Source organism: Legionella resiliens, from assembly GCF_021344005.1.
Classification (GTDB): Bacteria; Pseudomonadota; Gammaproteobacteria; order Legionellales; family Legionellaceae; genus Legionella; species Legionella resiliens.
The window spans coordinates 485885-510358 of the sequence record NZ_JAJTND010000005.1 but is presented as its reverse complement, the minus strand read 5'-3'; the positions used below and the strand labels follow the sequence as shown (position 1 = coordinate 510358).

The following is a 24474-nucleotide window of genomic DNA, read 5'->3' as shown; positions in this document are numbered from 1 at the left end:
TGCTTACGCTCCACGGCTTGTCAGCGGGGTCCAGGTTTTAGTGTAGATATCCTGGATCCCGCGGACAAGCCCTGAACGATCGTCAGTTTTTTAAATTTATCATGTACCACTTAAGTTTCTCTACGTACTGCTTTAAATTTCTCTACGTACCGCGCTTTATGCCTGAGAGATGGTCACTTTTTGTGACCATCTCTCAGGGACAAGCCGCGGGACTTCGGAATAGAGCCTGGACTGGTTTTTCAGTGATGCGTAGAAGATTCAGTTGCAAGCAACCAGGGCAGACTACATGTTTACGAAGCGACCTCTGAATAGTTTTCCTTATTGCCAATTTTTCCTGCCCGATTCAAGCATCGATGATTTTCATAGGACTCACAGAAGTGTGAAAAGTATTGTTTCAAGTTCGATACAAATATTTCCTCATTATCCATGAGGAAAATTTTTTCAGGCTGTAGTTCAACGTAATTTGAATCTCTTAAGACGGCTTTATAAATAGAGCTTGCATGTGAAGAAATCCATTTATCCAGGAAAGGGAGTATTTTATCTGGATCAGGAGTAAAGAAATTTTGATAAATATCGCTAAATAACTTATTTTTCATTTCGTAATTGCTTTTGAAATAGAAACTGCTATGGTCTTTTCTATATTCTGTAAAAGGAGGTCTATTGGGTTTTTTCTTCATTCCTGCAGCAATCTCTAAGGAAATGACGAGACCTTTTGCAGATTCAATTTTGTATTGTGTTCCTAACAGATCGGTACCATTGTATTCATTGAGATAGGATTCTAAGTACGTAATTGCTTCATCACTTACAGGGTCAAAATAACTGTTGATAATGAATTGGGTTGCCAATTTGGTTTCTGGATTATAATAACAACTAATATAAATTGCATAAATGAATTTCTCATTTACTATGTGTTGCACTAAGATTTTATCAATTTGATCATTCACCTCATCACAGGAAAACTGCTGACTTTCTATATTCTTCTCCATACGAATGATTTGAGTAGGGTAATCAATGCTGCGGATAAATGACATATTTTGTTTTAAATTTTCTGTTTCGTTAGAGTATGTAATGACATGGCTATTTTTATTCTCCGGATTTTGTGAAATGGCTAATGTAGTAACATCATCCTGAGTCTGACTGAAACTATATAGCGGTATTAAAATGAGGGAAGTAACCAAATAATTGACTTTCATAAAAAACTCCTTTTGTCAGCCCAGTAGTGCGTCTTGCAAAAAGTTAAAAATTTTTAACTGGGTATTTTGAGTATAGATTAGTGGGTGAAAATTACTCTCAATGTTCATTTTTCAGAGGTGTTTTGCATCAGAAAATACATGCCGAATTTTTGCTATACTTTTTTAACATCTACTTCATAAAAAAAGACATCCAGGCAGAATAAAAAAGATAATGTATGCAAAAAATATACGGAACTATTGTTTGGTTGATTGCAACATTATGTTCTGTTTATTCTTTTTGCTTGAACACTGCTGCAGCAGTATTCTCTGACCCAATAAAAAATACACTGCATACCAGTGATTATGGTGTTTCTCTAGCAACCAGTGCGTTTATTTTAGGCTATGCCTGCATGCAAATTCCGGCGGTTATTTTCTTGATAAATTGAACCCGGGAATTGCAGTTAGTGGAGGAGTTTTAGTATTGGCATAAGGGAACATTTTTATTTCCATTGCTGATAATTTGACGGTTTTTACATTCGCTAATTTGATACAAGGAATAGGTGCTTCCTTTGCTTTTAGTCGCTGCAGCAATTTTGATTTCTCAATGGTTTTCCGCAAAAGTTTTTCCTGCATTATTTGGGTGGCCCCAAACACTTTAGTATATTTTAGCTGGAGCTCTTCGCTATTATTTTAAAGTGGAATTGGCATCACTTACTTGGAATGAGTTGTATCAACGGCTCGCAGTTTTGGGTGTAAACAGGATTTATATCCAAGTTATTTCAGACATATACAAATAAGACAAATGTGATACTATTTAAACGCATTTACACGGAGATTGGGTCAGTTCCTATTCGTGAACGGACTTTTTATATATTTTAAATTTTAGGGAATAAAATGAAAAAGATATACGCAATCGTTAGTCCAGCATATACCAAGATAGGTGATGGTTTTACGGATTTAGCTTCTTATGTAGTTTCTCCTTTCCACACAGTAGCATTCGAACAGGTTTGTGGTTATTCATTAGGTCATGAGGTCTTTTTTTCTGAAACGATAGAAGATGCTAAAAAGACTTTGGAGGAAAAAATCAAGGGTACAAAATCAGATGCTAAAACTGCAATTCAAAAAGCCATTGTGGAATTGGATGCAGATGATGAGGGAAACATCACTGGATTTAGCAAAATTCATACGGTCAATTTTGATAAACGTTTTGAACAAGCTGAAGATAATTTTTTTAAGGCAGTGCGAATTCCTAAATGGAGCGAACGTGCCATTGATGCTAAAAAGGATGTCACACCAGAAGCACTTTCTGAAATGATCATTCAGCATGCACAAAATAAAAGAACAGTCACTGAAGAAGCTTCAATTTAAAAAGCGTTAGCATTGTAGCTTGGGTGCAGCGTAGCGGCCCCGGGATTTTTTTCACCGATTATTTCTCGGGTTACGGCTTACGCCTTCACCCAGGCTACAATTTTGAAAGGATGCACGTTGCTACATCTTATCAGGTAAAAATCCCCCGGCTTGCATCTGCCACATACGACTGTAATGACTCGATATTTTAATAAGTTCTTCATGCGAACCGTCTTCAATAATACGCCCTTTTTCAAAAACCAAGATGCGATCCATTTCGGATAAAGTCGAGAGTCGATGCGCAATAACAATAGTCGTTCTATTTTGCATTAACACAGCCAGACCATCCTGAATCAATTTTTCAGTTAGTGAATCCAAGGCAGAAGTCGCTTCATCCAGAATGAGAATGGGTGCATTTTTTAACATTGCTCTGGCAATAGCGATTCTTTGTCGTTGTCCTCCCGACAACTTAATTCCTCGTTCACCTACCAAGGCATTATATTTTTCAGGAAGCCGGGAAATGAATTCATGGCAGTGTGCTTTTTTTGACGCTGAAATGATTTCTGCATCCGTTGCATCAATGCGGCCATAACGAATGTTCTCCATTAAAGTACGATGGAATAAAGTCACATCCTGAGGAATCATAGCAATGTTTTCGCGCAATGAGTCTTGGGTCACATCGCAAATATTTTTTCCATCAATCAAAATTTGTCCCGATTCTACGTCAAACAAACGGAGAATCAGATTAACAAAAGTGCTTTTTCCAGAGCCCGATAAACCGACAAGACCGATTTTTTGCCCAGGCTTTATTACTACAGATTTATTTTTAAAAAGATGCGCTCCTTCATCATAATGAAAACTTACATTCTTAAATTCAATATGACCTTGAGTGACGATTAGCGGTTGTGCATTGGGTTTATCAGCAATCTCATGTGTCTCTGAAATCAGAGTCAGGGCTTGTTTGCATTTACCTAATTCTTCTGCAAAAAGGACAAATTGACTTGCCAGATACCATAAATTATAAAAAATGCTGATCGATAGTGAGATAATGAAACTAAAATCGCCGATTGATACTTGATTTTTACTGTACATAACGACTAACACATATAAATTGGCAGCAATCAGCGCAATAATACTTACATCCCAAAAAGTACGCATTTTCAAAATAGTCCATTGCATGGTCTGATCTTTATCTGTGGTATCTTGAGCTGTATTTTGGATTAATTTGTTTTCAAAGCTTGCTCTGGAAAACAAACGCAAGTTCGTAATATTGCTTATGCTATCAACAATTTTCCCGACCAATGTTGTTTTACTGGTAGCGAACATATTAGACAGTTCCTGAACCGGCTTGAAATAAACCATTGCAATTCCCAAAAATACAATCGCCCAAATAAGTAAAATTAAGGCAAATACAGGATGCACAAGCAACATACTGATAATTGCAATGATAAGGCCAACAATTTGAGCTGCTGCATCATCGATCGTTGTGAATATCGCTATAGTGCCTGCAGTCATATCAGAAATTTTATTTGATAAACTTCCTGCAAAGTTATTTTGGAAAAAGCGATGTGAATGCTGATTCAAGTAGGCAAACATGTGATTCACTAAATCATAACGGATGTAGGGGAATAACTTTAGTCGGAACCAATCTGAAAGACGCATATCCATGGCAATCAAAACCCAAAGCGTAATGTACACGATGACATTGGGTTTTATCGCATTAAATACAGCTGCTTTATCGCCTGAATATGCAGCAACCTTATCAATAATAAGCTTTAACATATAAGGAGAAAGTGAATTATTAATTCCCCAATATGCAGCAGTAAGGAATAATCCAATAACATACCCTTTATAAGGCTTTATCAGACTGAGGAAGAATTTGCTTAGTGAACTATTTTTTTTATTCATACTTTTTACTCGATTTTTGTTAGAAGGGCCTGTTTACATTTCGCTAACTTGAGTCAAAATGACCTGATTTTTGAGTACCGAAGCGCAGGAAACAGGCCTATATGGATCGTAATAATCCATCCTTTATTTCATATCCGTCGGTAACTTCAATAGCACTCAAAAAATGAGAATCATGAGAAATCACCATCAGTGCGCCTGGATAAACTTTGAGTACCTGGATTACATGAGCCCGGGTTTCTCTGTCCAGGTTATTTGTCACTTCATCCAAAATAAGTAGTTTGGGGGTAATTGCTGCGATTTGTGCCAAGGAAAGTCTGGCTTTTTCTCCACCGGATAGGGTTGATACCAACGCATTTATTTCTTCATTTTTTCGAAATAAAAAATCATTTAAGAAGCTCCTGATTTCGGTATAGGATTTATCCGTTAAACAACTTATGGCTTCCCATACCGTCTTTGTTAATGGCAGATTGTTGTAGTGCTGATCAAGGTAACCAATCTCATGAGAGTGAGGAACAGCCCAGATTCCTTTTTTTATTACCGATTCATTGCTCAAAATGGCTTTGAGCAAGGTAGATTTACCGGAGCCATTTTTCCCGTGAATCGCAATCCGGTCGCGTGCTTTTATTGAGAAGCTCAATTCCCGTAGAACAGGATTATTGTTCTCATAACCGACAGTACCCTCACTGACTGTCACTAAAGTCTGATTGGTTTCTACTCCGTGCACAGCAAATTTAGGATGAATGACTTCAGGTAAGTAAAGCGTAGATAAGCGCTCAGTTAATTCCTGTTTTTTTTGATTGATTGCACTTTTTTTACGACCTGAAGTCTCTTGGGCATTTCTTGCTTTGCTCTGCGAAACGATGGTAGGCCACTTCCTCTGGAGGATGTGTTTTTCACCTTGATTTCTACTGCTCTTAGCCCGTGCTTGTTCTCTCATCATATCTGCGTGGATCTGTTTTTTCTGACGTCTCAGATCTGCAATTTCATCTTCAATCGTACTACGTTGAATATTGATTTCTCGTAAATAATCCGCATAACATCCTGTAAAGACACGTACTTCAGCATGATCGATATGCCAAATCGTATCTACAGTGGATTGCAATAATTCAATATCATGCGTCACCATAATCAAAGTATTCCTATAATCAGAAAGCATCCTCATCAAAGAGCGGCGATTGTTACGATCCAGGTGATTACTGGGTTCATCAAGCATCAAAAGATCAGGATCCGATACTAGCGCTTGAGTTAATAATTTATGAAAACGTTGCCCTCCACTTAATGAATCAAATTCTTCAATAATTTGCGGCACATAACCTATGTTTAATTCTTTTGGAAAACAGATGTCACCATCAGTTGGCTCAAGTATTCCTGCAAGTAATTTAAGCAGGGTGGATTTTCCAGAGCCGTTACGCCCAATAATCGCAATACGACTGCCATAGACAATTTGGCCGCTAAAGTCCACAAAACATGTTTTATGGGGGAAAGAAAGACAAAGATGTTTCAATTGAATTGGCTTATGCATCATGTAACTCACTTAAGTAGTGCAAATAGGCAGTTTGAGTGTGACTGCTACCGTCATTGCCCTGTGCTTAGGGCGTACTTAAGAGAGAATGTCCATGATGTGTTTAAGCCTCTTTAAATGATGTGCTTGTTTGGTATTGGGTATAATAATAACCGATTGCGTGATTATCTGTCAATATCTAGGCAACCCGTCTTATCGCATAAAACAAAATTCCTACGTTCCGCGACTGGATGCCGCGCATAAAGCACGGCAGGTAGGCAAAAAAGATATGGACAAGGCAAACGCATCTTATCGCATAAAACAAAATCCCTACGTTCCGCGCTTTATGCGCGGAATCCAGCTTTTTGCCTCATGCAGAGCGACTGGATGCCGCGCATAAAGCTCGGCAAGTAGGCAAAAAAGATATGGACAAGGCAACCGCATCTTATCGCATAAAACAAAATCCCTACGTTCCGCGCTTTATGCGCGGAATCCAGCTTTTTGCCTCATGCAGAGCGACTGGATGCCGTGCATAAAGCACGGCAAGCAGGCAAAAAAGGGGTAAGCCAGTAAGGAAAAGGGGGTTAGATAATTTCTTCCAGATGAGGGATAAGTTCTTTGCAATGCCGCATTACTCTTTGCTCTTCAGGAGGCAGCTGCAAATAATCTCCATATTGCTGAATAAGAAATATTTCTGCATTTTGCGGAATATTAAATTCTTTAGTCTCAAACGCAACTCGTTGCAAAGGATATATTTCGTCCTTTTTGATTAAATTTCTTCCTACGCAATTATAACCTCGTCCTATATAAGGGCTTTTACTGGTGTTTGCCTGATGAATAATTTTTTGCAAGCACAACTCAAGCAGAGACTTGGGAAAAAAAGAGGCTATAGCCTTATAAAAGGCAGGATAGTGTCCTATTTTTACTTTACTGTATTTAGTACTTAATAAACGTGAGAGCTTTTTAGCATAGAATTTATATCGCTTACGTTGTTTGGGATCTAGAGGCATGGTGTCATAGACAAAAACGTCAATAAAAATACCTTGAATGTAAGGTTCATTACCTTTTTCGTGTTTTTCAATAAAACGGCTGGAGCGATCTCTGATTTTTAAAGGGGTAGCCATATTAAAATAGCCTGGATCGCTATGAACCGTTTGCAACCACATCCAGTTAGGGATTTCTGTAGGTGCTACACGTAAAAAGTGTTCGTAGCTAGCCCGTGGCATGGCAATATCCACATCGTCATCCCAAGGGATAAACCCTTGATGCCGTACAGCCCCTAAAAGAGTCCCCGCATCAAGCCAATAGTCCAAACCATGTTTAAGACAGATAGCATCCACTACTTCAAGCATGGCAAGCATCTTGAATTGAGCTTGACGTAATCTGCCATCTTGAAACGCTGTGTCCGCTGAATAAGGATTTGGATTTTTTGCTAATGCCATGAATTATTTTTCATCCTAAATGACAACAGAAGGATATATTAACAAAATAATTCAAAATCATTAACTATAATGACATAAAAACTTGAATAAATTAGGGTATTGAATTAGTTCAAAGTACATTTAGAGTTTTAAAATACTTTAATTTAATAGGAGAACCATCGTGCAGTTATTTTCAGATATCGGCCCAATGTTAATCCAATATAAAGAAGCGAATACGCATGGTCGACGCACCATGGTGCAGGATAAGATCGCAGAAATCAAGAAACTTTCTGGCCAAGTCACTGATCAGACTCAAGCAAAGACTCATTATAAAGTCTTAGCTTATGCAGCGACATTTATTAATTACGCTGATGTGTTACACCGTATGGAGCATCAGCAGTATTTTGATATTTTATTCGATTTCTATGACATGGAAATGGATAAGCAATTAAGTTCTTGGTTTGAGTTTGGTAAAACTCCAGGTCAAATGAGATTGAAACATCCAATTCGTGAGTATACGCCAGAAATTTGGGAAAAATTTCGTACTGCACAAAAAACTCATTTAAAGAAAACCAATAAATCACATCTTTTTAACTTGGATGAGCTTAATATTGATTGTCCTCCTGCTGCTCAGTTATACCCCATTCAAATTCAAATGGGTGGAAAGCTTGAAAATGAAGCAGTAGATAGAATCCATGTGGATCCACAGGGACGAATTCGTTTTGCGCAACATCATGGATTTTATCTTTTGCCTGGAGGAGGGATGATTGAAATAAGCAATGTTGCCAAAATTGATGATTTACAGCGCAAAATTTTGGAGGAACATTTGGAGGAAGAACATGCAAATCTTTATATAAAAGCAGCTGAATTATATGATCAATTAACTCAGCATGATTTTAATGCTGCATTAATAAAAGCATTTTTAAGCAAGCAAGCACAATCTTTGTCTTCAGAACTGAACGATTGGTTGCGTGCGCAAATTTTAACTCAAGATAGCAATGCGACCCGCTTACAAAGGATAATTAATAAACTCGACCATCAAATAGAAAAGGCAAAGAACAATATGGATGCGTCTTTGGGTAAGCGTTCTAAAGAAAGACAACTGAAAAATCAGCATCTGCTTAAGTCTCTTATTGAATTACGTGCTGTGGTACAGGTTGAGACATTTAAATTAACCTTATTATTTGATGAAGCATTACAATACATAAAGAAAAATACTATTTGTGTTGATATTCAGCAGTATCTGGAGACCCGAGTGCTGGGGGGATCACAAATATCTCACAGCTTTATTATGTGCGGGCAATCATTAGAAGAATGGTTTACTCTGCAGTTTAATGGAGTCGAGGGTGAGTTTGGTGATGATATTTCAGGGTCTGAAATTGAACGATTGACTTTACTTGAAGCATTAAGCAAATTTAGGAGGGTTAAATTTTCCCATATATTGATTGGATTAGCCGCTTATGAGAAATGCCTCGATAACGGAACTTTACGTGTTGAAAATATCTGGAATGAGGCCCAATTTGAAAGAGTACGCCAAGTGATGCTTGAAGAGGCCTCTAAATTTTTGGAGAGGTAACTATTCATATTGCTCTAATTCCTCTACGTACCGCGCATAAAGCGCAGTACGTAGGGTAAAAAAACTTAGGGAGTTCCTCGGATTCGCTGCGCTGAGCCCAGGCTAAATTATTTTTCATAAAAGCAGCATTGATTTATCAAAAATTAAAAACGAAAATAACCCTTCAATTTTTCTCTAGCAATTTATATTTGAAATGAGCTTTCTATGTCAGATGCTTTAAGTCGTTATTATCTACAGGCTATGGGAATCGATCTCTGGGAGTTACGCCAGCCTCATTCTTCATGTGAGCAGGATTTATCTGTATTAGCAAAAGAAGTAGCTGCGTGTACTCGCTGTTCTTTACATAAAACCCGCACGCAAACTGTGTTTTTCCGCGGCAGTGCAAAAGCAAAGCTGATGATTATTGGTGAAGCTCCAGGGTTTTATGAGGATAAACAGGGTCTTCCCTTTGTAGGAAAAGCAGGAAGTTTACTCAATCACATGTTGCAAAGCATTGGAATCGTTGAAGAAGAAGTTTACATTGCCAATGTGTTAAAATGCAGGCCGCCAAATAACCGGGATCCTCAGTTGGATGAAATAACTCAATGCAGTTCTTATTTAGCCCGTCAAATTGAATTGATTCAACCTCATTTGATTTTGGCTTTGGGACGTTTTGCAGGGCAATTTTTACTTAATAAACCACTTCCTTTGAAAGAATTGCGTAATACATTGCATCACTATAATAATATCCCCTTCATTGTAAGCTATCATCCCGCTTATCTTTTACGTAATCCATCCGATAAGAAAAAAGCATATCTAGATTTATTAACTGCAAAAAAATTGCTAGTAGAGACGAATCCCTAATATGAATAGTTCTTATAGAACTGTAGAAGGTATCTTCCCATGAGGAATTGATTGGTTTGTATCGTGACAACCTTGAGCACGCCAAGAATTAAATTTCAGTTAAAATTTATAGCGAAATGAGGCCTCTAGGAGATTTTCAATCGAATCGTTTCGCTGCGAGGCCAAGATCAACCGGGTAAACCTAATTTTGTGACATATAGTCTATGGCCTGAATGAACGCTGCATCAGAACAATTTTTCTTCGGTACATCCGCTTCCTTACACAAACCACCATGAGGCATTAGACCTTTTCCACTTTTCATGCTGGATAATAAATAATCCATTGCGGTTTTATATTCTGCAGGATTTTTTTTGGCTTCCAGTTCAGCGTTCTTAAAACGGGTAGCCCATGCTTTTTTATCAAAAGCAGCGGGCGCTTTCATCCCGCTTGCAAATTGAGGTGCATGACAATTTTGACATGTTATTTCATAGGTATTTTGGCCTAAATTATCTGCAAATAGTGAAGTACATATGGCACACAATAAAATAGCCAGTAGGTTTTTCATTTTTCTCTCGATTCGTGTTATATCTTCTTTAAGCATACTCAAATATTAGCCCAACTCAAGATAATTTTATTTTCTTTATCTGTATTGTAATGCCCGCACACTATTGAAAATAATACTATAATTTACATCAGTATTTACTTAAATCGCAGCATGAAGCATTATTGGATGGAATCAAAAGGAATTTGACATGAAAGGAACTGAAGAAAAAAATGCCCTAACTCACTTAGGCTTGAAGAATCAATCTGCTCCTCCATCTGAGATTAATAATTCCCAATATTCACTCTATAAAAATAAATTGGATGATTTTTTTTATTTTATAAATAAATTGTATCAGGCAAATCTAGGTAAGATTACAATGGGCATGAGTCCTGCTGTAATTGGAACTGCTCATTGTGCCTGGCTTTTGCAATTAGCGCAATCGCCGGGACACTTATTGGCATTGGCTTTTTATCCTCTCCTGCATACCGATGAATTTTTAGCGCATCTGTTGTGTGACAAACAACCAGCTCAAGGAAAAGATGTGCGCTTTCATAAGGAGAATTGGCAATTGATGCCATGGCGTTTGTATGCTGAAGTTTTTCTCCAGATTGAAGAGTGGTTTTGTAATGCAACACGAAAAGTTCCTGGACTTTCCAAGCGCTCAGAACGTACGGTTTCTTTTTGTATTCGTCAATTACTTGATGCTTTATCGCCTTCCAATTTCGTAATGACTAATCCCGATCTTTTTTATGAAACGATGCGTTGTGGTGGCGTAAATCTGATTCAAGGTACAGAAATTGCCGTGGAACATACGCTAAGAAGATTGGCTGGTTTGCCTCCTCCTGGTGCGGGAAAGTTCAAACCAGGCAAGAATGTTGCGATTACTCCTGGAAAGGTAGTTTTTACAAATCATTTGATTGAATTAATTCAATATGAACCAAAAACTGAAACTGTTTACAAAGAACCAATACTCATCTTACCTGCATGGATCATGAAATATTATATTCTGGATTTATCCCCTGGAAATTCTTTGGTTAAATGGCTTGTTGGACAAGGACATACGGTCTTTATGGTCTCATGGCGCAATCCGGATGAAAAAGACCGTGATTTAGGGATGGATGATTATTATCGCCAAGGCGCAATGGCAGCAATCGATGCGGTAAGTACTATTTTACCCAAGACAAAAATTCATTTGGTGGGATATTGTCTTGGCGGGACTCTGGCAATGATTACAGCGGCTGCAATGGCAAGGGATAAAGACAGTCGTCTTAAAAGCCTTTCGCTCCTGGCAGCACAAGGGGATTTTACACAGGCAGGCGAGCTCATGCTGTTCATCACTGAAAGCGAAATCGCATTTCTTAAAAACATGATGTGGGAAAAAGGGTACCTTGATCCCAAGCATATGGCGGGATCTTTTCAGATGTTGCGTACTTACGATTTGATTTGGTCAAAAATGATTGACGACTACATGACGGGTAAAAAACGCGGCATGATTGACCTGCTTGCCTGGAACGCTGATGCTACGCGGATGCCTTATAAGATGCATACAGAATATCTTGAGAAACTCTTTCTGCAAAATGATTTTGCAGAGGGACATTTTCGCGTTGAGGATGAAATAGTGGCGCCCAAGAATGTTCATGTACCCATTTTTGCAGTGAGTACTGAACATGACCATATCGCTCCCTGGGAGTCTGTATATAAAATCCATCTTATGATGCATACCGATATTACCTTTGTGTTGGCAAGTGGTGGTCACAACGCTGGTATTGTCAGTGAACCTAATCATCCTGGGCGCTATTATTCTATTCTTGAAAACAAAAAAAACATGTCTTATATAGGGCCTAAGAAATGGGTGGACAAAGCAAAAAAAAGAGATGGATCCTGGTGGTTTGCTTGGCATGAATGGTTAGTCGACAACAGTTCGCAAAGACGTGTTTCGTCACCGCATCTTGATTCCTCATTACCTTCTGCACCTGGAAGTTATGTGATGCAAAAATAGAGCTCATTGCTCTAATTCGATATCTCATCCCACCGTTTATCCACGGGATCCGGAAGCAGATCTGCGCTAAAACACTGGACCCCCGCGGGCAAGCCGTGGGGCGTAGGCGGAGATATGATCAAGACACAACGGTTTATTCGCGGGGCGTAGGCGGAGATATGATCAAGAAACAACAGTTTATTCGCGGGACGAAGGCCGGAGATATGATCAAGAAACAAACGGTTTATTCGCGGGACGTAGGCGGAGATATGATCAAGACACAACGGTTTATTCGCGGGGCGTAGGCGGAGGTATGATCAAGAGACAACGAGTTATTCGCGGGCATAGGCAGAGATGTGCTCAAGAAACAGATACTTACTTTCATAAATTGAATCTTGGTTACTGTACTGAGATGTGTTAAATTTATCTCTTAACAATTTTTTTGGAACTCTATGATGAATAAATTCTCAATTACAGCAGCATGTTTTATTATTTCAATTTCCGCAAATGCATTTGCCGGCATGGCTCATCTTAAACCTAACTTTAAGAAAACTTATTGCGGTAATCAGGAATTTTTAGGCAATAATGCGTCAAAAAGACCTCATTTGCATTGCGGTGAAACGTTTATAGCCTATAAAAAAGCGAGTGGTGATCATTTAAATATCACAGATGCCGGAACGTGTGGTAGAACAGACCTGGTTTTTGATGATATTAAAGCAAATAGAAATGCATTTGCAGATTACCAGGGTATCTATGATGCGCTCGTATCATTTCATCAAGCCGGTTGTCCGAATCAATTAAAATCCTAATAAATACCTGTAACCGGGATCCGCTTTCCTACCCCCTGCTTCTTAATCACATCTCTACCTACGCCCTGCGGCTTGTCCGCGGGGTCCAGGGTTTAGCGCAGATCTCTGGATCCCGCGGCCAATTCCGTAAACAAGAACTGGGACGGGACGTCGGAATAGTATTGGGCTGATTTTTTAAGCATGAGAAGAGGATTCAGTTGTTAACCCAAGCTACCAATAAGCAATTATTCAAATAATTTCAGAACATTCTCAGGCGGACGCCCAATAATGGCCTTGTCTTTATAAGTAACGATGGGGCGTTGCATTAATATGGGTTCTTTGAGCATCGCCTGCAGCATCCCGCGGCCAATTCCGTAAACAAGAACTGGGACGGGACGTCGGAATAGTATTGGGCTGATTTTTTAAGCATGAGAAGAGGATTCAGTTGTTAACCCAAGCTACCAATAAGCAATTATTCAAATAATTTCAGAACATTCTCAGGCGGACGCCCAATAATGGCCTTGTCTTTATAAGTAACGATGGGGCGTTGCATTAATATGGGTTCTTTGAGCATCGCCTGTAACACTTGATTTTCATTATCCAGGGACAATCCCAGTTCTTTAAAAACAGGCTCATCGGTTCGTACAAAATCTTTAAGTGCAAAGTGAGCCTTTAAGTTTTTCAATTGTTCTAGATTAAGCGGGGTTTTAAGGTATTCAACAATAACCGGCTTTACCCCTTTATTCTGAAGAAGCTCCAAAGTTTTTCTTGATTTGGAGCATCGAGGATGGTGATAGATTGTAATTTCTTCCATTTTGTTTAAGTTTTGTTGATAAATTTGCACTATAGCATGTTTTTTGTATTTTCCCCTTATTTTAATTTTGGGCACGGATCTCGGTGAGCAAGGTAACCTGTCTGTTTGCAAACAAGATTTTTTCGGGCCCACATAGAGCCTGCCAGCTGAATCTTCTACACATCCCTGAAAAATCAGCCCAGTCTATTCCGACGTCTCTCAGGCATAAAGCGCGGTACGTAGGAAAGCAGTACGTAGAGAAATTTAAGCGGTACGTAGAGAAACTTAAGTGGTACATGATAAATTTAAAAAACTGACGATCGTTCAGGGCTTGTCCGCGGGATCCAGAAGATCTAGCTAAGATACTGGACCCCGCGGACAAGCCGCAGGGCGTAGGTAGAGATATGATGAAGAGACAGGAGATAGCAGCCCAGTCTATTCCGACGTCTCTCAGGCATAAAGCGCGGTACGTAGGAAAGCAGTACGTAGAGAAATTTAAGCGGTACGTAGAGAAACTTAAGTGGTACATGATAAATTTAAAAAACTGACGATCGTTCAGGGCTTGTCCGCGGGATCCAGAAGATCTAGCTAAGATACTGGACCCCGCGGACAAGCCGCAGGGCGTAGCAGAGATATGATGATGAGACAGCTGCTAGCAGCCAAGGTGCCATTGGTACTTGCAAATCTTTAAGTAATATTACCATTAAGCGAATAATCGCTATTGACTCCCAGACAAAACTTCTTTTTACTAACCTTTTGATCCAGAATTAAGTAGAATCTTATGCAATTTTCTATTGTCCCTATTCAAGAAAAACATATCGAAGCATTTTGGTCCGCGGTTGATAGTGTTGCCCGTGAGCGTAAATTTTTAGCTTTTTTAGAAGGACCGCCCATCCAATTAACTAAAGATTTTGTTTTAGATCATATTAAAAATAATTGGCCTCAAGTTGTAGCAATGCATCAGGATCAATTAGTGGGGTGGTGTGATATCAGTCCGCTTGACCGGCCTGTGTTTGCTCATGTTGGGTCTTTGGGAATTGGCGTCATTGCTCCCTATAGAGGGCAGGGCATAGGTGAGGCATTATTAAGCAGGGCACTGCAGATGGCCCAGTTAAAAGGGTTAACACGCATAGAACTTACCGTGCGCGAACATAATAAGGCGGCAATTGCACTGTATGAAAAATATGGATTTGTAAAAGAAGGGATACATAAAAATGCGGTGCGGATCGATGGGGTATATGAAAACCATATTTTTATGGCTTTGCTTTTTGAATAGTCAACGAACTGGTTTCTTCTTGAGTTTCCCGGGTTACGCCTTTACCAGGCTACAGGGTAATGCATGTTAATGAACTACTGTAGCCTGGGTGAAGCGAAGCGGAACCCGGGTTTCTTATCAATTTAGACCGTATCTTGTTTGATATTCAGGAGAACTTTGGGTATCGCTTAATTGTTGATCCAAGGAGGTTTTTAAACGTGTTAATTCGTTTTTCATATCAATCAAAATGTTTTTTACGGGCTTAAAGGTTTGGGCATAAAAGCTTTCTAATGCATATTGATTTAATGCTTTAATTTCATCATCAAAAATTTGATTCACTTGTTTAAAAAAATCATTATCGTTAAGGTTTCTTTTATTGATAAGACTAATAATCCTATCTTCGCTTCCAAAAAGATTATCCAAATCACAGAAACAGTGATCCAGGAGAATGATCCCGATTTTTGAATCCATTTCGGTTCTTTCATCGACAGGAATGGCTTTAATCTTTATTTGAAACATATCAAGACACTCGGTTTGAAATGGTGAGAGTGAATCTTTAAGTTGCGCTTGAGTATTATTTAAAATGTTTAATAACATTTCTTTACAGCTTGGCATAATTTCCATCCATAGTTAAGTTAAATGCGCAAATCATAACATTAGTGAGTATAATTTTCACTTTAATCCACAGATGGATTTTCAAATTTTAGAATGCGGCTGTTCTGCCTTTTTTCGTACCCATAATTTTATTTAAAAAACTCTTTTTGTTAATCAATCCTTAAGCTTGCTTGTTTTACACTGATAAAAAGCAAAGAAGGAGATTACCATGTCAAATAAAAAACTAACTGAACGTTTGAACTATGAGCTTGATGAACTTGGGGTTCCTGCCTTAATGAAAGAACGCGTTCAAGCGTGTTCCAGGATGTTCGAATTGCCTAAATTTAAAATCGAAGCGTTATTGCACGGTGTTGCTTTAGATGGAACTACCATGCAAAAAATTGCTGATGAACTTGAAGTAAGCACCGATTGGTTATTTGGAGCTGCTCAAGAAAAGACAAAACACTAATCCAACAATAAGCTGTAGGTTGGGTCATTTTTACCTGAGGTATGGTCAGTTTTCATTTAAAATTTTTCTACGTACCGCGCCTTATGCGCGGTACGTAGGCAAAAAAATTATACATCCATTTGACCCAACAAAATTAAAAGTGATTGCAAGGACAATCCAAAAGTTATATAAAAGATACTTAAAGGAAATATGAAGCAGTCTAAATCGAATCTCGAGGAATAATCATACCCGGAGCGGTTTATTTCTTTATTAATCAAAGAGATTAACAAATTACGAATCTTTTCAAAAAATAAAAAGAAAATACCCTTTTAAGATCGATAGCATTGCTACGTGTTAAGCAAAAAATATTCCTCAAAAAGCAAAAAGCCCATATTAACGAATATAATATGGGCTTTTTGTTCTAACGAAGCAACCCCTATTTAGTAGGTCCTCTGAGTGGGGTATCTACATCTGGCTCATGCTCTATCTTCACATTTGTATTTAGAATTTCCTTAAACTTAGCTTGTACCTTTTCATCTTTTATAAGGGCAGATGAGTCAAGAGTTGTGTCAAGAACTAATCCTCGGGGTGCTAGGTGAATCCATTTCATTGCACTATTAAACTTGTCTTTAATATAGTTCCATAAAGTGGGTTCTGCAGCCAACCTTTTATAATTCACTTTCATTATTTCTGAGCATGCCTCTTCAAACTGCCCTAGTGTTTGTTGATATCTTTTCTTTTCAGGATTACCATTAGTTGCTTGAGCAAGCGCTGCTAACTGTTCACCTAACTGGGCTGCTGCGAGCAATCTTGCTTTATCAGTTCCTAAGCCTATTTCTCCTTCAAAACTATTAAGTGCTTCAATAAGTTCAAAAACAGCTTTTACTGAAGGGGGTGTGTTCCTGTGTATATGATGTTTTGCCTCCTCCAATTGACCACTAATTTTTTCGTTTTTCTCAGCTTGTACTTTTATCTGAGCGGCTTTTAATTGTTTCCAAACACCATGCTTTCCCAAAAGGTCACTTAAGGCTTCTTCTTTCTGTCTTTCAATTTCTTCTTTCTTTGCTTGCTCTTCCTTCCTTTTTTCTCCTTTTTGAATAGCCCCATGGACTCTTTTTTGAAGCTCGCTACCCTCATAGGGCTCTGATTTTCCTACCTTTTTTTGGGGTTTTTCTGCTGTTGTCTTATTTAAATGTTTGGACATAACTTCTCCTCTAAGTGCTTAAAAGTTCGCACTATATATAATTATAAATCATAGGGGCTTAAAAATACACATATTGATACCTGGCCACAATTTTTATTATGCATATATTTTAAAACAATTAAGCTTAAGGCTTGATTAAAAAAAGATCTTTTCCGTGAAATTTTTTGCATTTGAGATCCCATTTTGTTAATCCTGGAATTGAGAAATCACATGACTATTGGTGATTTTCATAAAAAAATCACGAATGAAGCCTGAGGTAAGCGCCGATTGGTTGTTTGGAGATGTACAAAAAAAGATAAAGCACTAACCCAAAAAAACAAGCAAGGTTGAGCCTTAGCCCAACCTACATTTGCTCTCATTATTATATTTTCTTTGGGTTGAGTGGATTATCATTCTCTAGTTCATCCACCATATGATGACCTTCTTGTTTTACCTTATCAAACTTTTGTTTGAACATAGAGGTTTTCGCAAGGTCACTGCCTTCTACATCAAAGCGCTTCTTGATATCCGTATACTGTTCAAGTACATTATTTACCCATGCTGCGATTTTATTCCATACACCAGGAGCTGCCATTATTTTGACTTGATGGTCATGAATCGCATCAACACTTGCTTTTGCAAAATCATAAACTGCTCTATTTAATCGACGCTGATCTATTACCTCAGCACCACTCATAAGATTATAAAATCCCTTTGTATTTGTGTTAAATGTTTCTCTAGCCTCCACAAGCTTATCTTTTAGTTTAGTTGCTTCTGCAAGAGATTTTCGAAAATTTTCATCTGGACTATTTTTGTAACGTACATCCTTTTCCAGTTGCTCAATTCGAGTAATCAACTCATCTACAGCGGTACAAACTTCTGGTTTTTCAATAGCTTTTTCTACTTTTTTCTTAACTTTTCCTCCAACATCGTCTATAAATTCGCCGCCTTTTCTTTTAATCTTATCCAAAAAACCTTCTTCACCTTTGTGACCACTCATAATGTATCTCCTCTAAAAAAATGATTCATTACTTTTAATTAAGTATAACAAATTTAATGCATGTTGTTTGAAATTTGAATAATATTTATTTATATCAATTCATTTTTCATTTGAACATGCTTCTCTTTTATGCATGTTTAAAGTATATAACACGAATGCTTAAGATTTGATTAACAAATTAATTTTTGTACAAAAAAAACTCTGTGAGGGAAAAAAAGTCAGATTTATCAATGCTTAAGATTTGATTAATAAATTAATTTTTTTACAAAAATAACTCTGTATTGGAAAAAAATAAGGTTTATCAAGAAAAGAAGAAAAAAACCGCTGATTTCAAAAAGTATTTAATATACTCTTTTCATCTAAAATATTTAGCTTGGGTGCAGCACAGCGGAACCGGGAAACCCAGGTCTCGCTATGCTGCAAAAGCCTATAATTAGTTACAATTATGGTTCACGACACAATGTCCCAAACTGGTTGCAAAATGATAATTGTTGTTTTGGTCATGAATTACTTCCCAGTCAAACACTCCTCCAAACCCAGGATAAGTTCGTGGTGGAATATAGGTATCGCAACTTGATGGGCTGGCAATCCCGGTGCGTAAACATTGGATGGCGCGTTTGATTGTGCTAATCACTGCTGCAGGTGAACCATCACTTTGTCCTGAGGCATTCGGTGCAGGATAACCAAGAACCACTTGGGAAGGATTAAGATAACTGATGTAAGGTTGGAACCCTGTTTGTTGTCCGGAGCTGGTGACTGCAGGCCAATTTTCTAATAAATCAGTGGCCATGGCTACAGAAGCATTAGGGCTGCTTGTATTGTTTGGATCATAACAAATTAAGTCGATGCCAAAAGTACACCCTGCGTTATACATTTGAATGCCAACCCATGCCAAAGATTGGTGGGTTTGCATCACTAAAGAGGCATAATTTCCCCAGGTTGCGTCAAACCCTGACGTGGCGGCAATGTTTGCAGTTTGCGGTGTCAAAGTAAGCAGCAAGTTCGGATGATTGGTATGCATGGTATTGATGATATTGGCTAAAACAGCAATATCACCAGTAGGATTGGTAAATGTTCCCCCTGCATTCAACCCGCTTTCAATATCAAAATCAAAACCATCAAAATCATATTGGGTTATAAGGTTTTCCAATGAACCAATAAAAGTTTGCTCGAATGCCGAAGGGGAGGGGGCAGCAGCTACTACCTGATGGAAATTGACTGTGGTATTGGGAATACTGGTTAACGCACCGCCTAAAGAAAGCAATACCTTAATGCCCGCGTTATGCAGTGATTGAATGTAACTTGCAGATACCGTATCGAAGGCGGATGTAATTTGTCCAGGAGTTGTCGTACTGAATACGCCAAAAGCAACAAGGATATGGGTATAACCTGCATTCGCCAAAGCAGTAGCAGGTGGAGGTGTTTGCCAGCCGGGCAGGTAGCCTATAATTCTGCCTCCAGTGCTTGTATTTTGGGTATAGGTAATGGTTTCGGTAGCAGAAGAAGAGGCGGTTAATGGTTGGGGGGAATAACTGACTGCATAACCATTCACTGCGGTTGCACTTACTGTATAGATTGCTCCATCAGTTAAGCTGACATTACCTGTTCCTGCCCCATTGCTTAAAGAAATTGTTGCCGCTACAGGCGAACCATTAGTGGGCGTAAAAATTACATTAATAGAGGAAAGAGAAGAGGGGGCTCCCGTGACCGTAACAGGGATACTGTCCTGGGCGACTTGAACGCAATTATACGTCAGTTGCACTGTTGGGGCAGAAATTGCGGCGGTAGCCGATGTTGGGTTAAACATTGGGGTGCAATTATATCCATTATACGTTATTGCCGGAGTAGAAAAAGAATAGTTGACTCCATTGGCTAACTGGCTGATTACATTAATTGTGTTCCAATGAACTTGCGCATTGGTTGCACTCTGATTATCCATACGCGTTAAGGTTACCGTAGGAATGCCGGTATAGCCAGATAATTGTGCGGGTAATGCGGTTAAGGAGATGTTGATGTTCCCAGTGGTTTGGCTTGCGGTATAGGTAATGGTAGAGGACACAGTGGTACCTGCGGACACGGTTAGGCTTGCAGGATTTGCTACCCCTTGATAGATGATGCCGTTGCTGCTCGCAACATGAGTTGGTGAAACGGTATAAGTTCCTGCAGCCAGGCCAGAGATAAGTTGTTGTCCAGACCAGGGAACTTGTACACTGCTCACAGTCTGTCCATTTACAGTTAAATTCACTAAAGCATAGTTTTGCGATACGTTAGCAGGCTTTGCTGTATCGTTAATTAAACTGATATCGCCTGTAGGTACTGAAGAATTTAAATAAACAAGGACACTATTAGCTACGTAATCTGCAGTGGGTGTCCCGTAAATAATGGTAAAAGAGCTTCCTTTAGGCAATTTGCTGTTGGCACCCGGATATGTAGGAAATTGTAACGAGAGCGAGGATAAGTACGTGCCGCCACTTTGGGGTTGTGATGTAATTTGCAAATTATTAACCGGATAAGATAATGGTGAGAAATTTCCCCAAAACGATGTGTTCAGATTACTGAGATTGGAAAATGTTATTGTAGAATTTTGAAAATCTACTGTTTGATTGCAATTGTTGGTTAGTTTTAAGGAAATTGTTTTCCAGCTACTTGTCCCTGTTGCGCTGAAACCGCCTGTGATGCATGAGGTTGGTTGAGGCGCCACAATCGGAGTTTTGGCAAACCCATCATTTAAGAAAAACAAGAAGCCGAATAAGAATCCTATTCTTTTCATAAATTCCCTTAATTTTCATTAATTATTGGTAAGTTTTTAACAATAAAGAGCTTTAGAGTTTAATGCAATATTTTTTTATCCTACCCACCCCATACGCCATCCCCATACATACCCCACGCGCCATCCTCCTACGTACCGCGCTTTATGCGCGGTATCCAGAAAGAAAATTTTGGTACCTCTGAGTTCGGTTCAAAAGATAGAACTACTGGATACCGCGCATAAAGCGCGGTACGTAGGGGAATGTGTACCGGTACGTAGGGAAAGGTTAACCACAGATTTCATGATAAAGATCACGCCACTCTGGATTTAAATCTTCAATTAAATTCAATTCCATTGTCTGGACCAATTTTTGAAACGCTTCTCCCGACGAGCAGCTTCTATATAGGTTTCATGAGTTTCATAATAGACCAAAATATTAACATTATAATTCGCTGTAAATCCTGGTATCACTTTATTTTTGTGCTCCCAGACTCGTTTAATCAGGTTAAAGGTTGAACCGATATAAAGAGTACCATTACGCTTGCTTGCCATAATATAGACATAAAATAATTTCATTTTCTTCCTTGTTATCGAGTTTTGGACTCTTTTCGATAATATCATTTCGGTTGAGTAAAAAGAAATTATAAGTCCTTACTTACACTCTTCATGCCTAACAGAATCTCACAAAATGCTCCAACTACGTACCGCGCTTTATGCGGGGTACGTAGGTGAAAGAATTTATAGGCTACTCTCAGTTCATGTTCGCGGTTTTCAAAAACTTAAAAAGTAGTTTAGTTGTTACATAATAAATTTTATAAAACTTCTACGTACCGCGCTTTATGCGCGGTATCCAGAAGGAAGTTTTGGTGTACTTCTGGGTTCTGTTTCAAAGATAAGATTTCTGGATACCGCGCATAAAGCGCGGTACGTAGGGATATGTTTACGTGATGGGTAGGAAGAAGGAAAAAATTTTTTGTGAAAATGGAGATTGGAGATCCCCCTAAAAAATTTCAGCTTTAAATTGAAGGATCCTTATCTTTTATTTTTAACCATTGCTCATCCGCTTTTTTGATATTTCCTGCACTATCTTTTGCCCAAATATTTTGGATTTCTTTATTTAAATTAAGATAAAGTTTCCCATTCACTAATTTCCATGCAAGAGGATCACTGATTACTTTATGGCCGGCTGCTACGCCATAAGCACAATAACCTCCATAGGCAGGCAGATATTTTTCAGGATTTGCTGCAAAGGTTTTTTTATTTTCTTTGCTTGCAAAAATGTAGGCCACACCATGATGAAATACGACATGGTTTCCACTTCCTCGTACGGGTCCGCTTTTTTGTTGATAAGATACGAGATCATAACCTTGATCCCCAACCAGACTGATTGAACTGTTGGTTGCGGCGATTAAAGACAGCGGGAATAACACAAATAAAAAGAAAGAAGATAAAAAGCGCAAAGGTGAAACATTCATGTTTTATAACTCCCTGGCTGGATTATCTAATAGTATAGCTCCATAGTTCAGTCAATTTGCTTCTGCCGGGGACAATCACTTAGTGGAAGTCATTATAATCCATAGCCAATAATTGAGATCCTTTTCTATGACTCTCCGAGAAATCAAGCAATTCAGGTGGATTTTTTTCACACCACCGAATCGCAGCAAGTGTCGGCAGCGTGTCCTTATTGTGGTGCGAAGACCATTGGGCATGCTCTAACAATAAACTTGCTGCATAGGTTTGTGCTAATGCAAAAGCAAGCTGTCGTGCTCCCGCTTGTTGCTCTTCGTCACTCATCTGCGGCATAGACTGAATATAATTTTGCAGTTTTTGAAGGGTGTGCTGAGTTTTTACTTGAGATTGAATGAGCTCTTTGCTGTTAATATGGCTCAATCGTTTTTTGATGTCTTCAAGAAAAAAAACTGCCGCATTCTCTTTGTGCATAGCGCGTAATACATCGAGGCTGAGAACATTGGTTGTTCCTTCCCATATGGATAAAACTTGAGCGTTTCTTAATAATTCTGGAAGCCCTGTATCTTCAATATAGCCAGCTCCGCCAAAAGCTTCTAAGGCTTCGCTCACTAAGGCAATTGCCTGTTTTGCCGTATAAAGCTTTATCAGAGGAGTCAAAAGCCTCAGTAGAGCCCGTTCAATTTCGGTTGCTTCACCTAACTCCTCCTTTCCCAAGAGTTCAATGGCATGAAAAACCAGATGGAATGCTGCGGTAAATTCTAATTGCATCCTTGCTAATGTTTCCAGATGGAGCACGTGCTTTGACAAAGTGTGGCCAAAAGCAACACGCTTTGTTGCATAATCACGAGCAAGCGCAAGAGCACGACGCATGTAACCAACGGCACAACACGCATTATATATGCGTGTAATATTAAATAGAGAGGAAATTTTTTTAACTCCATCACCAGCATTTCCAACTAAGAGGGCAGAAGCATTCTCCAATGTTAATTCTGCTGTAGGTAAGGCGCGAGTACCTAATTTATCTTTTAGGCGATTGATGCGAATGCCATTGAGTTTTCCCTTGTCATCCCGGAGTTCCAGATAAAACAAACTAAGTCCTTTACTGCCTTCGGGAGCACCTTCAATACGGGCAAGAGTCATGGCAATTTGGGAGGTTGTAGCAGAAGTAAACCATTTAACCCCGCTGAGACGAAAATGGGAACCATCGGGTCTGGCGATGGTTGAAGTACCGCTGACATCAGAGCCTCCTGTACGTTCAGTCATCCATTGTCCTGAAGTCCAGAAACAGGCCGGATCAGAAGAGGTTAGATGAGGGAAGGCATGTTTTTTTAAGGATTCATCTGCATAAAGCTCTAAGGCACGCGCAGCTCCATCGGTCATTGCTAGAGGACACGTATAGATTGCTGATGAAGGATGAAACAAATACAATTTGGCAAATTGATGTATGCGTGATAATGCACCATGTTGCCGTTCATAACCTATGGCAATTAATTTTTCCTCTGCTGAGATTTTGTCAAGCTCCTTCCATGCTTGGGATACTTCAATATGATCAATGCGTTTTCCCCAGGGATCATAAGGTACATGCCTTGGGGGAAATGCTTCAGCTTCTTGTCCTAATTGATAGATATCTTCAATGACTCGTTGACCAAGACGATGCAATTCCGGTTGAATTTGCGTCAGCATGGAAGAAGGGAGCTTCCATTCCAGATAAGTCTGTAAAACGCGATCTTCATCATATTGATTGCCCAAGCGGGGAGGTGTTTGAAAAAAATCACTCATCGATCTATTCCTTTAGAGTTTACTTCTTTCTATCTTAACCGGCCTCAATGAAGGGGGCAATCTAGAAAACTTTTATCCCAAAGCGAAGTAATTTTGTTATTCCTACTTACTGAGTTTTATACGCGGTATCCAGGAAATCTTGCCTT

General features: G+C 38.9%; 20 protein-coding genes and 2 pseudogenes. 8 read left to right on the top strand and 14 right to left on the bottom strand.

Annotated features, from left to right (window positions below; all coding sequences use genetic code 11):
- Nucleotides 1-290: 290 nt before the first annotated feature.
- Nucleotides 291-1193: an Lpg0189 family type II secretion system effector gene (locus tag LXO92_RS14750; protein ID WP_182350285.1), complete on the bottom strand. Its 903-nt coding sequence runs from the start codon at nt 1191-1193 to the stop codon at nt 291-293.
- A gap of 215 nt (nt 1194-1408) precedes the next feature.
- Between LXO92_RS14750 and LXO92_RS14745 the strand changes: the two genes are divergently transcribed.
- Both LXO92_RS14745 and LXO92_RS14740 read left to right on the top strand, forming a co-directional pair.
- On the top strand, nt 1409-1618 hold the full coding sequence (locus tag LXO92_RS14745) for a hypothetical protein (RefSeq protein WP_232891244.1): 210 nt from the start codon (nt 1409-1411) through the stop codon (nt 1616-1618).
- 448 nt (nt 1619-2066) lie between these two features.
- A complete protein-coding gene (locus tag LXO92_RS14740) occupies nt 2067-2540 on the top strand; it encodes a hypothetical protein (RefSeq protein WP_232891243.1) in 474 nt (157 codons plus the stop codon).
- A gap of 120 nt (nt 2541-2660) precedes the next feature.
- Here LXO92_RS14740 and LXO92_RS14735 read toward each other — a convergent pair whose 3' ends face one another.
- The 3 genes from LXO92_RS14735 to LXO92_RS14725 all read right to left on the bottom strand — a co-directional run bounded on the left by LXO92_RS14735 (nt 2661) and on the right by LXO92_RS14725 (nt 7370).
- Complete coding sequence (locus tag LXO92_RS14735; RefSeq protein WP_232891242.1) at nt 2661-4427, bottom strand: ABC transporter ATP-binding protein; 1767 nt, start codon at nt 4425-4427, stop codon at nt 2661-2663.
- A 97-nt stretch (nt 4428-4524) separates the two neighbouring features.
- Nucleotides 4525-5952 carry an ABC-F family ATP-binding cassette domain-containing protein gene (locus LXO92_RS14730; protein ID WP_232891241.1) on the bottom strand — a complete coding sequence of 476 codons (1428 nt, stop codon included), beginning with the start codon at nt 5950-5952 and terminating at the stop codon, nt 4525-4527.
- Nucleotides 5953-6512: 560 nt separating this feature from the next.
- Complete coding sequence (locus tag LXO92_RS14725) at nt 6513-7370, bottom strand: LicD family protein (RefSeq protein WP_182350280.1); 858 nt, start codon at nt 7368-7370, stop codon at nt 6513-6515.
- A gap of 160 nt (nt 7371-7530) precedes the next feature.
- Between LXO92_RS14725 and LXO92_RS14720 the strand changes: the two genes are divergently transcribed.
- Together LXO92_RS14720 and LXO92_RS14715 are read left to right on the top strand one after the other, a co-directional pair.
- Nucleotides 7531-8925 (top strand): hypothetical protein, encoded by a 1395-nt coding sequence (locus LXO92_RS14720; protein WP_232891240.1) that lies wholly within the window; start codon nt 7531-7533, stop codon nt 8923-8925.
- Between the two features lie 204 nt (nt 8926-9129).
- Nucleotides 9130-9768: a uracil-DNA glycosylase gene (locus tag LXO92_RS14715; protein WP_232891239.1), complete on the top strand. Its 639-nt coding sequence runs from the start codon at nt 9130-9132 to the stop codon at nt 9766-9768.
- Between the two features lie 181 nt (nt 9769-9949).
- Here LXO92_RS14715 and LXO92_RS14710 read toward each other — a convergent pair whose 3' ends face one another.
- Complete coding sequence (locus LXO92_RS14710; protein WP_182350278.1) at nt 9950-10312, bottom strand: c-type cytochrome; 363 nt, start codon at nt 10310-10312, stop codon at nt 9950-9952.
- A 187-nt stretch (nt 10313-10499) separates the two neighbouring features.
- Here LXO92_RS14710 and LXO92_RS14705 point away from each other — a divergent pair, with 187 nt between their 5' ends.
- Both LXO92_RS14705 and LXO92_RS14700 read left to right on the top strand, forming a co-directional pair.
- Complete coding sequence (locus tag LXO92_RS14705; RefSeq protein ID WP_232891238.1) at nt 10500-12290, top strand: PHA/PHB synthase family protein; 1791 nt, start codon at nt 10500-10502, stop codon at nt 12288-12290.
- Nucleotides 12291-12721: 431 nt separating this feature from the next.
- Complete coding sequence (locus LXO92_RS14700; protein ID WP_232891237.1) at nt 12722-13078, top strand: hypothetical protein; 357 nt, start codon at nt 12722-12724, stop codon at nt 13076-13078.
- A gap of 224 nt (nt 13079-13302) precedes the next feature.
- Here LXO92_RS14700 and LXO92_RS14695 read toward each other — a convergent pair.
- Nucleotides 13303-13416, bottom strand: a pseudogene (locus LXO92_RS14695) (ArsC/Spx/MgsR family protein); the annotation flags it as partial.
- Nucleotides 13417-13529: 113 nt separating this feature from the next.
- A complete protein-coding gene (arsC, locus tag LXO92_RS14690; RefSeq protein WP_182352860.1) occupies nt 13530-13871 on the bottom strand; it encodes an arsenate reductase (glutaredoxin) in 342 nt (113 codons plus the stop codon).
- A 760-nt stretch (nt 13872-14631) separates the two neighbouring features.
- Here arsC and LXO92_RS14685 point away from each other — a divergent pair.
- Entirely contained in the window at nt 14632-15126 is a 495-nt protein-coding gene (locus LXO92_RS14685) for a GNAT family N-acetyltransferase (protein WP_182350275.1), read from the top strand.
- 117 nt (nt 15127-15243) lie between these two features.
- On the opposite strand, the gene LXO92_RS14680 is transcribed toward LXO92_RS14685, so the two are convergent.
- Nucleotides 15244-15720, bottom strand: coding sequence for a hypothetical protein (locus tag LXO92_RS14680; protein WP_182350274.1), 477 nt, complete (start codon nt 15718-15720; stop codon nt 15244-15246).
- Nucleotides 15721-15928: 208 nt separating this feature from the next.
- Here LXO92_RS14680 and LXO92_RS14675 point away from each other — a divergent pair, with 208 nt between their 5' ends.
- Nucleotides 15929-16168 carry a hypothetical protein gene (locus LXO92_RS14675; RefSeq protein WP_182350273.1) on the top strand — a complete coding sequence of 80 codons (240 nt, stop codon included), beginning with the start codon at nt 15929-15931 and terminating at the stop codon, nt 16166-16168.
- Nucleotides 16169-16583: 415 nt separating this feature from the next.
- Here LXO92_RS14675 and LXO92_RS14670 read toward each other — a convergent pair whose 3' ends face one another.
- From LXO92_RS14670 to LXO92_RS14645, 6 genes and pseudogenes are all read right to left on the bottom strand, one after another.
- On the bottom strand, nt 16584-17351 hold the full coding sequence (locus LXO92_RS14670) for a hypothetical protein (protein WP_232891236.1): 768 nt from the start codon (nt 17349-17351) through the stop codon (nt 16584-16586).
- A 361-nt stretch (nt 17352-17712) separates the two neighbouring features.
- Nucleotides 17713-18330, bottom strand: a complete 618-nt coding sequence (locus LXO92_RS14665) for a hypothetical protein (protein ID WP_232891235.1) — start codon at nt 18328-18330, stop codon at nt 17713-17715.
- Between the two features lie 433 nt (nt 18331-18763).
- Nucleotides 18764-21100 (bottom strand): glycosyl hydrolase family 18 protein, encoded by a 2337-nt coding sequence (locus tag LXO92_RS14660; RefSeq protein WP_232891234.1) that lies wholly within the window; start codon nt 21098-21100, stop codon nt 18764-18766.
- Between the two features lie 265 nt (nt 21101-21365).
- Nucleotides 21366-21655: pseudogene (locus tag LXO92_RS14655) on the bottom strand (GIY-YIG nuclease family protein).
- A gap of 440 nt (nt 21656-22095) precedes the next feature.
- Nucleotides 22096-22554: a YHS domain-containing (seleno)protein gene (locus LXO92_RS14650; protein ID WP_232891233.1), complete on the bottom strand. Its 459-nt coding sequence runs from the start codon at nt 22552-22554 to the stop codon at nt 22096-22098.
- A gap of 79 nt (nt 22555-22633) precedes the next feature.
- Nucleotides 22634-24328 carry an acyl-CoA dehydrogenase family protein gene (locus LXO92_RS14645; RefSeq protein WP_182350269.1) on the bottom strand — a complete coding sequence of 565 codons (1695 nt, stop codon included), beginning with the start codon at nt 24326-24328 and terminating at the stop codon, nt 22634-22636.
- Nucleotides 24329-24474: the final 146 nt, after the last annotated feature.